Source organism: Thermus aquaticus (genome assembly GCF_001280255.1).
Classification (GTDB): domain Bacteria; phylum Deinococcota; class Deinococci; order Deinococcales; family Thermaceae; genus Thermus; species Thermus aquaticus.
The window spans coordinates 709,641-720,091 of record NZ_LHCI01000106.1 but is presented as its reverse complement, the minus strand read 5'-3'; the positions used below and the strand labels follow the sequence as shown (position 1 = coordinate 720,091).

Below are 10,451 nucleotides of genomic sequence, written 5' to 3'. Positions count from 1 at the left end.
CCAGGGGATGCCGTTCTTCAGGACGTAAAGGATGGCGTTCATGATCTCTCTTCTGGACACCTTGGCGGGCCGGCCGCCGGGCTTGGGGGCGGGAATGAGGGGCTCCAGGAGGGCCCACTCCTCGTCGGTTAGGTCGCTGGGGTAACATCGTCTAAGAGGCACCCTTCAAGGATACCACCCTTTTACGACAGCCTCTTAGCCTCTAGAGGCTATCGGGAAAGCTTTCCATCGCACATCCCTTCATTTGCTACTTCATAGCTCCACCCCAGCCTTCCTTAGGAGGACACGGCTGCGGGTCAGCCGTTATAACTCAGGGCCAAAGGGTAGACTAGGGGTACCCCACCCCAGGAGGGGTGGGTAGGAGGCCGAGGATGCTCAAGCTCAAGGTAGAAGGCATGACCTGCAACCACTGCGTTATGGCGGTGAAAAAGGCCCTTTCCCGGGGGCCCGGGGTGGAGCGGGCCGAGGTCTCCCTGGAACGGGGCGAGGCCCTGGTGGAGGGCAACGCCGACCCCAAGGCCCTCATCCAGGCCGTGGAGGCGGAGGGCTACCGGGCGGAGGTTCTGGCCTGATGCCCCACGGCCACCTCCACCTGGACCCCAAGGACCCGGAGGTCAGGGCCTGGGCGGAAAGCATCCTGAAGGAGCAGGATAAGGAAATCGGCGTCATGCGGGCCCTCCTCGCCCGCCTGGGCGGCCTGGACCAGGCGGCCTACCAGGCCATGGCCCGGGAGATGGCCGCCATGGTGGCCCGGCTGAGGGGGGTCAGGGACCGGGAGCGGGCCTTCGTGGAGCTCATGCTAGAGCACCACAAAGGGGCCGTGGAGATGGCCCTCGAGGCCCTCCTTAAGGCCAAGGACCGGGAGGTCCTGGATCTGGCCAAGGCCATCGCCCTGGCCCAGACGGAAGATATCCACCGCTTCCGCCTCTGGCTTCTAAAGTGAAAGAGATCCGCCTCGGCATCAAGGGGATGACCTGCGCCAGCTGCGTGGCCCGGGTGGAGCGGGCGCTGAAGCGGGCGGAAGGGGTGGAGGAGGCCCGGGTCAACCTCACCACCGAGGAGGCCTTCCTCCGCCTGAAGGAGGGGGTGGACCTGAAGGAGGTCCTGAAGCGGGTGGAGGAGGCGGGGTATGAGCCCGTGGTGGCCAGGGCGGAGATCCCCGTGAAGGGCATGACCTGCGCCGCCTGCGTGGCCCGGGTGGAAAGGGCCATAGGGCGGCTTCCCGGGGTGCTTTCGGTTAGCGTTAACCTGGCCACGGAAAAGGCCTTCGTGGAGTACCTGCCGGAGGCGGTGAGCCTCGCCCGCATCCGCCAGGCCATAAGGGAAGCGGGCTACGAGCCCCTGGAGGTGGGCGAGGAGGCCAGGGAGAAAACCCCCACCTACCAAAAAGACTTCCTCCTGGCCTTCCCCTTCGCCCTCCTCACCCTCCTCCTGGCCATGGGGCCCATGGTCCTGCCCCTCCCCCACGCCCCAGGCCTCCTCCAGGCCCTCACCGCCCTCCCCGTCCTCTACGCCGGAAGGCGCTCCTTCCGTCAGGCCCTGGCCGAGGCCCGGCACCTTTCCTTTGGCATGAGCACCCTGGTGGCCCTGGGGGCGGGGAGCGCCTACCTCTACTCCTTTTTGGTCCTCCTCTTCCCCAAGGTTTTCCCGGAGGAGGCCCGCCACCTCTACTTTGAGGCGGGGGCGGTGATCCTCACCCTCATCCTCCTGGGCAAGCACCTGGAAGAAGGGGCCAAGGGGAGGGCCTCAGAGGCCATCAGGAAGCTTCTCGCCCTGAGGCCCAAGACCGCCCGGCTGGTCCAGGACGGCGAGGAAAAGGAGATCCCCGCCGAGGCCCTGATCCCCGGGGACCTGGTCCGGGTCCTTCCCGGGGAGAGGATCCCCGCCGACGGCGTGGTGGTGGAGGGCAGGAGTCACGTGGACGAGTCCATGCTGACTGGGGAGCCCATCCCCAAGGCCAAAGGCCCCGGGGACCAGGTGGTGGGGGGAACGGTGAACGGGGAAGGCGCCCTCCTGGTGCGGGTGAGCCGGGCGGAGGAGGCCACGGTCCTTGCCCAGATGGCCCGAATGGTGGAGGAGGCCCAGGGGCACAAGCCCAAAGCCCAGGAGCTAGCGGACCGGATCGCCGCCGTCTTCGTGCCCGTGGTCCTGGGCATCGCCCTCCTCACCTTCCTCCTCTGGCTCTCCCTGGGCCCCGGCCTCTCCCACGCCTTCGTGGCTACCTTAAGCGTCCTCCTCATCGCCTGCCCCTGCGCCATGGGCCTGGCCACCCCCACGGCCATCGCCGTGGCCACGGGCCGGGCGGCCCAGATGGGCCTCATCTTCCGCAAAGGAACGGCCCTCGAGGCCCTGGCCCGGGCGGACACCGTTGCCCTGGACAAGACGGGGACCCTGACCCTGGGAAGGCCCACCCTGGTCCAGGTCCTCCCCTTGGGCCTCTCCCGGGAAGAGGCCCTGCGCCTTACCGCCGCCCTGGAGCGGAATAGCGAGCACCCCATCGCCAGGGCGGTCCTGGAGGCCGCCAAAGACCTGCCCCTGCCCCAGGCTCAGGAGGTCCGGGCCCTCCCAGGGGAGGGGGTGGAGGGCCGGGTGGAGGGAAGGCGCCTTCACCTGGGGGGCCCCGCCCTCATGGCGCGCCTGGGCGTACCCCTTCCCAAGGAGGCCCAGGCCCTCCCCGAAGAGGGCCACACCCCCCTCTACCTGGCCGAGGAAGGCCGGCTCCTCGCCGCCTTCGCCGTCTCTGACCCCCCAAGGCCCGAGGCCCAGGAGGCGGTGGCGGCCCTGAAGGCCCTGGGCCTGAGGCCGATTCTCCTTACCGGGGACCACGAGGCCCCCGCCCGCCGGGTGGCGGAGGCCCTGGGCATCCCCGAGGTCCAGGCCGGGCTCCGGCCCGAGGGGAAGGTGGAGGCCATAAGGCGGCTTCAGGAATCTGGGCGGAAGGTGCTCTTCGTGGGGGACGGCATCAACGACGCCGCCGCTTTGGCCCAGGCCGACGTGGGCCTGGCCATGGGGAGCGGCACGGACATCGCCCTCGAGGCCGGGGACGTGGTCCTCCTCAAGCCCGACCTCCGGGGGGTCCCCGAGGCCATCCTCCTGGCCCGGAGGACCCTCCGCACCATCTACCTGAACTTCTTCTGGGCCTACGCCTACAACGCCCTCCTCATCCCCGTGGCCGCCGGAGCCCTCTACCCCTTCACGGGCCTCCTCCTGAACCCCATGCTGGCCGCCTTGGCCATGAGCCTCTCCAGCCTCTTGGTGGTGGGGAACTCCCTCCGGCTTCGGGCCTATAACCCTCGCCTAACCGCCCTCCCCTACGCTGGAGACCGGAGGTGATGGAGGATGACCGCTTTGGCCCACGGATGGTACGGCTACGGCCCCCACATGGGCTTTGGCCTCCTGGGCTGGCTTTACCCCCTGCTCCTGGTGGCCCTCCTGGTCCTCGGGGCCTACCTGGTGGCCCGGGCCTTGGCCCCTAGGCGGGAGGACCGGGCCCTGGAGATCCTGCGGGAGCGCTACGCCCGAGGGGAGATAGACAAGGAGACCTTTGAGCGGATGAAGCGCGAGCTTTCCTGAACCTCCCGGTAAAATACGGGAGGAGGGTATCCATGGAAGGCCTCGCCCTGAAAAAGCGGCTTATGGGCACCATCCCCGAGGTGCGGGCCCTGGAAGCCGAGCCCGATATCGGCCTCCTCCTCCCCTGCAACGTGGTCCTGCGCCAGGAGGGGGAGGAGGTGGAGGCCCTCATCCAAGACCCCCAAGGGATGTTCGCCCTCCTTCCCCAGGGGGTTCGGGAAAGGCTGGGAAGCCTGCCCGAGGAGGCGCGAGCCAGAAAGGGCCTTAGCCCAGCTCTAGGCTTCCCCAAACCCGTAGACTAAGGGCATGGACCTAAGCGCCCTGAGGGAGGACTTCCCCCTCATCGCCAAGAATCCCCATCTCGTCTACCTGGACTCCGCCGCCACCAGCCAGAAGCCCAAGAGGGTCATAGAGGCCCTGAAGCGCTACTACGAGGAGCTGAACGCCAACGTCCACCGGGGGGCCTACCGCCTCTCCGTGGCCGCCACCGAGGCCTACGAGGAGGCGAGAAGGCGCGTGGCCCGCTTCCTGAAGGCCGAAGAGCGGGAGGTCATCTTCGTGCGCAACACCACCGAGGCCATGAACCTGGTGGCCTACGCCTGGGGCCTCAGGAACCTTAAGGAGGGGGACGAGATCCTGGTCACGGAGATGGAGCACCACGCGGGCCTCGTCCCCTGGCACCTGGTGGCGGGCCTCACGGGGGCCCGGGTGAGGGCCATCCCCCTCACCGAGGAGGGCAGGCTGGACCTCTCGGCGCTGGACGGCCTCCTCAGCGAAAGGACCCGGGTGGTCTCCCTGGTCCACATGTCCAACGTCCTGGGCACCATCAACCCCGTGGCCGAGATCGCCAAAAAGGCCAAGGCGGCGGGGGCCTTGGTGGTGGTGGACGGGGCCCAGAGCGCCCCTCACCTTCCCGTGGACGTGAAGGCCCTGGGGGCCGACTTCTTCGCCCTCTCCGGCCACAAGATGCTGGGGCCCACGGGGGCCGGGGTCCTGTGGGGCCGGTACGAGGTCCTGGAGGGGATGATGCCCTTTTTGGGAGGCGGGGAGATGATCCGGGAGGTCTTTGTGGACCGCTCCACCTACGCCCCCCCTCCAGGGCGCTTTGAGGCGGGCACGCCCCCCATCGCCGAGGCCATCGCCCTGGGAGAGGCGGCCTGTTACCTCATGGAGGTGGGGATGGAAAGGGTCTACGCCCACGACCGGGCCCTTCTGGACTACGCCCTGAAGCGGCTGGAGGAGGTCCCCCACCTCAGGGTCTACGGGCCCCAGGGGCCCGACCGCGGCGGGGTCATCCCCTTCACCCTGGGCCGGCTCCACGCCCACGACCTGGCCACCTTCCTGGACGAGGAGGGCATCGCCGTCCGGGCCGGGCACCACTGCGCCCAGCCCCTCCACCGGAGGCTGGGCCTAGCCGCCACCGCCCGGGCGAGCTTCTACCTCTACAACACCCGGGAAGAGGTGGACCGCTTCGTGGAGGCCCTCCTGAGGATCGCCCACAAGTACCGGGCCTGGCTATAATGGAGGAATCCATGAGCGTCCTAGACGAGCTTTACCGGGAGATCATCCTCAAGCACTACCAGGCCCCCAAAAACTTCGGGGTCCTGCCCCAGGCCACCCGGCGGGCCGGGGGGATGAACCCCTCTTGCGGGGACCAGGTGGAGGTCATGGTGCTTCTGGAGGGGGACACCATCGCCGACATCCGCTTCCAGGGCCAAGGGTGCGCCATCAGCACCGCCAGCGCCTCCATGATGACGGAGGCGGTCAAGGGGAAGCGGGTGGCCGAGGCCCTGGACCTGGCCAAGAAGTTCCAGGCCATGGTGGTGGAGGGCGCCTCCCCGGACCCCGCCCTAGGGGACCTCTTGGCCCTCCAGGGGGTGGCCAAGCTCCCCGCCCGGGTGAAGTGCGCCACCCTGGCCTGGCACGCCCTGGAGGAGGCCCTGAAGTGAAGCGCTACCCGGCCCACAAGGTGACCGCCCTCCTGGTCCAGCACCCGGACCTCATGGAGGCCTGGAAGGAGGCCGCCCAGGCGGGGCGCCTGCGGGCCAAGACCGTGGGGCGGGAGAACGTGGTCATCGTGGAGGACCCCGCCCTCATCGCCCGCCTCGAGGCCCTGGGCCTCAAGGGCGAAGCCGTCAAGGAGGAAGCATGAAAGGCGTGGTCTTTCTGCACGCTTTCCCCTACAGCCCCAGGATGTGGGCCAAGGAAACGGAGCTCCTCAAGGCCCGGCTTCCCATCCTGGCCCCCCATTACCTGGGCCTCTCCCTGGAGGAAGCGGCCAGGAAGGTCCTTGCCGAGATGGAGGAGATGGGCCTGGAGCGGGCGGTCTTCGTGGGGCTTTCCATGGGAGGCTACCTCATCTTTGAGCTCTTCCGAAAGGCCCCGGAGCGCTTTTTAGGGGTGGTCCTCTCCAGCACCCGCGCCGGGCCCGACAGCGAAGAGGCCAGGCAAAACCGCTACGCCCTCAGGGAGCGGGTCCTGAAGGAGGGGGTGGGCTTTTTGCCCGAGGCCTTGCTTCCCGGCCACCTGGGCAAGACCACCCGGGAGACCAAGCCCAAGGTGGTGGAAAAGGCCAAGGAGCTCATCCTCGAGGCCTCCCCCGAGGCGGTGGCGGAAAGCCTCAAGGCCCTGGCCGAAAGACCCGACTCCACCCCCCTCCTTCCCCGGATGGAGGTGCCCGCCCTGGTCCTGGTGGGTGAGGAGGACACCCTCACCCCCCCGGAGGAGGCCAAAAAGATGTGGAAGGCCCTCCCCGATGGGCGCATGCTGATCCTCCCGGAGACGGGCCACCTGGCCAACCTGGAAAACCCCAAGGCCTTCCGCACGGCCCTCCTGGGCTTTCTCTCCGAGTTCTTCTAAAGCCTGAAGGCCTCCTCGGCGGTGAGGGTGAGGTCCAGGCAGGGGATGTAGACCTCCTCCCCCTCCTCCTCCACGAACCCTTCCGGGGTCCTCCGGTAGGCCAGGAAAAGCCCCTTCTCAGGGTCCACCAAGAGGTAGACCCCAAGGCTCTCCAGGCGCTGGTACATGGCCCGCTTCTCCCTGCGGTCCAAGGCTTCTGTGGCCGGAGAAAGGACCTCCACCAAGGCGCAAGGGGCCTCCTCGTAGTAGGGGTTTGGGGGCCCTTCCTGGCAGACCACCATCACATCCGGGTAGTAAACGGCCTCGTTCCCGATCCTGAGCTTCATGTCGCTCATGTAGACCCGGCACCCCTTGGCCCGGGCCGCCTCCAGGAAGCGGGCGGCGATGTTCAAGGCCACCCGGTTGTGAAGGGCGCTAGCCCCCGCCATGGCGTAGGCGAAGCCCCGGTAGAACTCCCGCTTCACCGGGCTTTGCTCCTCCTCTAAGAGGTAGGCTTCCAGGGACTGGGCCTTTCGGGCCGGCATCCCCTCCATCTTAGCCTCACTCGGCCTTGGGCTCCCGGGCCATGAGAGTCTGGAGGGCCTTGAGGGGGTCCAGGCCCCCGTAGGCCACCCCAAAGACGGCCTCGGCGATGGGAAGCTCCACCCCCGCCCTCTCCCCCCAGGCCACCATGGCCTTGACGGCGTAAAGCCCCTCCACCACGCCGCGGTCCTCGAGGCGCTCCTTGGCCTCCCCCCGCACCAGCCTCTCCCCCGCCCCCCGGTTCCTGGAGTGGAGGCTGTAGGCGGTGGCCAGGAGGTCCCCCAGGCCCGATAGCCCATAAAAGGTGGCCTCCTCCCCCCCCAAAGCGGTGCCGAAGCGGACCATCTCCCTAAGCCCCCGGGTGAGGAGGGCGGCCTTGGCGTTGTCCCCCAGGCGGAGGCCGTCCACCATCCCCGCCGCCAGGGCCAGGACGTTTTTCACCGCCCCCCCTAGCTCCACCCCCCTAAGGTCCCGGCCCGTGTAGACCCGGAAGGTGGGCCCGCTAAAGAGCTCCTGGACCCTTTGGGCAAGGCCCTCGGGCCCCGCCGCCACGCTGGCGGTGGGCAGAAAGCGGGCCACCTCCTCGGCGTGGTTGGGGCCGGAGAGGGCGGCCACCGGGCGGCCCGTGAGGCGGGCCAGGACCTGGCTTGGGGTGAGGACCTCCCCCGCCTCAAAGAAAAGGCCCTTGGTGGCCGATAGGTACCAGGGGGCCAGGGGAAGGCCCTCCAGGGTGGAAAGGGCCTTGGAGGGCAGAGCCACCACGGCCAACTCCGCCCCCATCAGGGCCTCCTCGGGGTCGTGGGTGGGCTGGAGGTAGGCGGGCAGGGCCACACCGGGCAGATACTCCCGGTTTTCCCGCATGGCCCGCATGGCCTCCACCTGCTCCTTACGCCGGGCCCAGAGGGCTACGGGAATCCCCTTGGCGGCCAGGAGGATCCCCAAAGCCGTGCCCCAGGCCCCCGCTCCCAAGACGGCCACCTTCATAAAAGCCCCACCTCCCAGGCCTCGTACCAGGCGGCCAGGAGGAGAAAATAGGCCCCCAGGTAGAAGCTCAGAAGGAGGGCCCTGAGCCCCTTCCCGTACCCCTCCCCCCGGGCGGTCTTGGCCAGGAGAAGAAGCCCCCCGAAGGTCACCAGGATGTAGGCCTGAAGCTCCAGGAGGAGGGTGGGCAGATGGAGGAGGAAGGCCCCGCCCAGAAGGGCCGGAGAGAGGGCCAAGCCGAAGACGAAGTAGCGGAGGGCGTTCAGGAGGAGGACGGGCACCCCCAGGAGGAGGGCAGGAAGAAGGCCGGTGAGGAAGAGCCCCTGGCTGAAGTTCCAGTAAAAGATAACCCCCGCCAGAACGGGAAGCCCCTGGCCCAGGGCCTTTTCCAGACCGATGGCCTCGAGGGCCCCCGCAAAGAGGACCTGCATGGCGCGGGCCAGCTCCGGCATCCCGTAGGCCAGAAGGGCCCCCAGGGCAAAGAGGCCGTAGAGGAAGAGGTTGGTGAAGAGGTAAAGCCCCTTATGGGCCCGCACCAAGGCCAAAGCCTCTAAAAGCCAGGCCCGGAAGGGGGAAGTCTGGAAGAGGAGAAGGGTCCAGAAAAGGGAAAGGAGGACAAACCCCCATCCCGCCAAGGGGGTGAGGAGGTAGGCGGGAAGGCCAAGCCCCTCGGGGCGGAAGAAGACGCGCCGCACCCTCTCCCCCTCCAGGACCACCACCACCTCCCCCACCTCCTCGCCCAAGGCGGCGGCGAAGGCCACCCGGCTTCCCTCCACCTTGGCCCCCTCCAGGTTCACGGAAAGCCCCTTGGGAGGCGGGGGAAAGAGGGCATAACGTTCCAGAAGCTTTGGGGCCTCTTCGGGCGGGGCCTTGAGGACCTCCTCCAACCTAGGGGAAAGTTCCCCCTTGAGCCAGCGGGCCACCGCCTCCCTGGCCACCTCCTCTGGCGCGGCCAAGGCCAGGGAGAGGAAAAGCCCCAAGAAGGCCAGAAGGCGCACCTAGACCTCCTCCAGGGGAAGGCCCGCCCGGCAGAGGGGGCAGGCCTCGGGGGCGTACTGGGGGACCTCGAGGCGGGCCAGGGCCCGGAAGGGCACCCCGAACTCCGCCTGGCCCCCGCTCCGGTCCACCAGCGCCCCCACCCCCACCAGGACCGCCCCCCTGGCCTCCGCGGCCCGGATGGCCCGCCGCACGCTTTCCCCCGTGGTCACCACGTCCTCCACCGCCAGGAAGCGGTCCTTTGGGTTCACCAGAAGCCCCTTGCGGATGAACATGCCCCCCTGGCCGTCCTTCTCGGCGAAGAGGGCCCGGGCCCCCAGGGCCCTGGCCACCACGAAGGAGAGGACCACCCCCCCGATGGCGGGGCCGATGACGAAGTCCACGCCCTGGTCCTCAAAGAGTCGGCCCAGGGCCTCCCCCACCGCCTCGGCGTAGAGGGGGTGCTGGAGAAGGGCCGCCGACTGCAAAAAAAGGGGGGAGTGCATCCCCGAACGCAGGAGGAAGTGGCCCTCCAGGAGGGCCCCCGTCCTCCGGTAAAGCTCCAAGACCTCCATCCCCCCTACTCTACCAGGGCGAGAAGGGCCTCCGCCGCCTCCAGGGCCGCCTCCAGGTCGGGCCTGCCCCCGGGGTAGTAGAGGGCCCGGCTGGCGCTATTCAAAAGGCCGGGGCCCTTGAGGGGCCTCCCCCCCTGGGCCCCCACCCCGGGTAGCAGGAGGGGGGCGTGGGGGGCCAGCGCCCGGATGGCCAGGACCGCCTCTTCCGCCGTGGCCCCGGCCACCAGGCCCACCCGGCTCCAGGGCCCTTCCCGGTAGGCCTCCCCCGCCTCGGCCAGGGCCTCGGTCAGGTGGAGGTAGAGGGGCCTCCCCGCCACCTCCAGGTCCTGCAGGAACCCCGCTCCTGGGTTCGTAGTCTTGGCCAGGACGAAGACCGCCCCTCCCCTGGCCGAGGCCGCCCGGAAGAAGGGCTCCAGAGCGTCCAGGCCCAGGTAGGGGTTGGCGGTGAGGGCGCTGCCGGGAAAGGCCTCCAGGTAGGCCCGGGCGTAGGCGGCGGCGGTGGAGCCGATGTCCCCCCGCTTCCCGTCAAAAATGACGGGAAGGCCCATGACCCTGGCCCCGCTCACCAGCTCCCACAAAAGCTCCTGCCCCTCGGGCCCCATGGCCTCAAAGAAGGCCAGCTGGAACTTGACGGCGGCCAGCCTCGAGGCCAGGGCCTCCAGAAGCTCCAGGGTGTAGCGGCGGATGTGGGCCAAAGGCTCCTTGCCGTGCAGCTCGGGCCTGGGGTCCACCCCCAGGACCAAAGGGGGGCGGGAAAGGGCTTCCAGGAAGTCCACGCTCCTCACTATAGCAGGGCTTTACCCAAAACTCCTTCCTCGCCCTCCCTTAGCCTGCTTCAAGAGTTCTTGGGTGACTTCATAGTTGAGCAGGCGAACCAGGCCCCTCAGGAGCAGGTACGGACCATCCCTCTCGCTGGGCAGCCCCAGCTTGCCCCCGAGCTGCAAAAGAAACCCCTTGAACGGATCC

Annotated in this window: 15 protein-coding genes; 9 read left to right on the top strand and 6 right to left on the bottom strand. The window is 68.7% G+C overall.

The window, feature by feature from the left end; genetic code table 11:
- The coding region (locus BVI061214_RS04945) for a transposase (protein WP_156303296.1) at window positions 1-162 on the bottom strand (162 nt) is incomplete at its 3' end.
- Window positions 163-371: 209 nt separating this feature from the next.
- Between BVI061214_RS04945 and BVI061214_RS04940 the strand changes: the two genes are divergently transcribed.
- Genes BVI061214_RS04940 through BVI061214_RS04900 form a run of 9 tightly spaced genes read left to right on the top strand, consistent with a single transcriptional unit; the run spans window position 372 to window position 6,432 of the window.
- Window positions 372-572, top strand: a complete 201-nt coding sequence (locus BVI061214_RS04940; protein ID WP_053767510.1) for a CopZ family metallochaperone — start codon at window positions 372-374, stop codon at window positions 570-572.
- The gene (locus BVI061214_RS04935; RefSeq protein WP_248841723.1) at window positions 572-943 is read left to right on the top strand and encodes a DUF305 domain-containing protein; all 372 of its coding nucleotides are present in this window, start codon (window positions 572-574) and stop codon (window positions 941-943) included. Before BVI061214_RS04940 ends, BVI061214_RS04935 begins: the two co-directional genes overlap by 1 nt.
- On the top strand, window positions 940-3,333 hold the full coding sequence (locus BVI061214_RS04930) for a heavy metal translocating P-type ATPase (protein ID WP_282953986.1): 2,394 nt from the start codon (window positions 940-942) through the stop codon (window positions 3,331-3,333). Before BVI061214_RS04935 ends, BVI061214_RS04930 begins: the two co-directional genes overlap by 4 nt.
- Window positions 3,334-3,339: 6 nt before the next feature.
- Entirely contained in the window at window positions 3,340-3,573 is a 234-nt protein-coding gene (locus BVI061214_RS04925; protein WP_053767509.1) for an SHOCT domain-containing protein, read from the top strand.
- Between the two features lie 32 nt (window positions 3,574-3,605).
- Window positions 3,606-3,875: a DUF302 domain-containing protein gene (locus tag BVI061214_RS04920; protein WP_053767508.1), complete on the top strand. Its 270-nt coding sequence runs from the start codon at window positions 3,606-3,608 to the stop codon at window positions 3,873-3,875.
- A gap of 4 nt (window positions 3,876-3,879) precedes the next feature.
- A complete protein-coding gene (locus tag BVI061214_RS04915) occupies window positions 3,880-5,094 on the top strand; it encodes a cysteine desulfurase (RefSeq protein WP_053767507.1) in 1,215 nt (404 codons plus the stop codon).
- A gap of 11 nt (window positions 5,095-5,105) precedes the next feature.
- Entirely contained in the window at window positions 5,106-5,522 is a 417-nt protein-coding gene (sufU, locus tag BVI061214_RS04910; protein WP_053767506.1) for a Fe-S cluster assembly sulfur transfer protein SufU, read from the top strand.
- Window positions 5,519-5,725 (top strand): hypothetical protein, encoded by a 207-nt coding sequence (locus BVI061214_RS04905; protein WP_053767505.1) that lies wholly within the window; start codon window positions 5,519-5,521, stop codon window positions 5,723-5,725. The genes sufU and BVI061214_RS04905 overlap by 4 nt, the downstream gene beginning before the upstream one ends.
- On the top strand, window positions 5,722-6,432 hold the full coding sequence (locus BVI061214_RS04900) for an alpha/beta fold hydrolase (RefSeq protein ID WP_053767504.1): 711 nt from the start codon (window positions 5,722-5,724) through the stop codon (window positions 6,430-6,432). Before BVI061214_RS04905 ends, BVI061214_RS04900 begins: the two co-directional genes overlap by 4 nt.
- On the opposite strand, the gene BVI061214_RS04895 is transcribed toward BVI061214_RS04900, so the two are convergent.
- The 5 genes from BVI061214_RS04895 to pyrF are packed head-to-tail and all read right to left on the bottom strand — an operon-like array spanning window position 6,429 to window position 10,261.
- The gene (locus tag BVI061214_RS04895) at window positions 6,429-6,965 is read right to left on the bottom strand and encodes a Uma2 family endonuclease (protein WP_053767503.1); all 537 of its coding nucleotides are present in this window, start codon (window positions 6,963-6,965) and stop codon (window positions 6,429-6,431) included. The two genes, BVI061214_RS04900 and BVI061214_RS04895, sit on opposite strands and share 4 nt — an antisense overlap.
- 7 nt (window positions 6,966-6,972) lie before the next feature.
- Window positions 6,973-7,938 (bottom strand): NAD(P)H-dependent glycerol-3-phosphate dehydrogenase, encoded by a 966-nt coding sequence (locus tag BVI061214_RS04890; RefSeq protein ID WP_053767502.1) that lies wholly within the window; start codon window positions 7,936-7,938, stop codon window positions 6,973-6,975.
- The gene (locus BVI061214_RS04885; protein ID WP_053767501.1) at window positions 7,935-8,933 is read right to left on the bottom strand and encodes a hypothetical protein; all 999 of its coding nucleotides are present in this window, start codon (window positions 8,931-8,933) and stop codon (window positions 7,935-7,937) included. Before BVI061214_RS04885 ends, BVI061214_RS04890 begins: the two co-directional genes overlap by 4 nt.
- On the bottom strand, window positions 8,934-9,485 hold the full coding sequence (gene pyrE, locus BVI061214_RS04880) for an orotate phosphoribosyltransferase (RefSeq protein WP_053767500.1): 552 nt from the start codon (window positions 9,483-9,485) through the stop codon (window positions 8,934-8,936).
- Window positions 9,486-9,490: 5 nt separating this feature from the next.
- Window positions 9,491-10,261 carry an orotidine-5'-phosphate decarboxylase gene (pyrF, locus tag BVI061214_RS04875; protein ID WP_053768590.1) on the bottom strand — a complete coding sequence of 257 codons (771 nt, stop codon included), beginning with the start codon at window positions 10,259-10,261 and terminating at the stop codon, window positions 9,491-9,493.
- Between the last annotated feature and the right edge of the window lie 190 nt (window positions 10,262-10,451).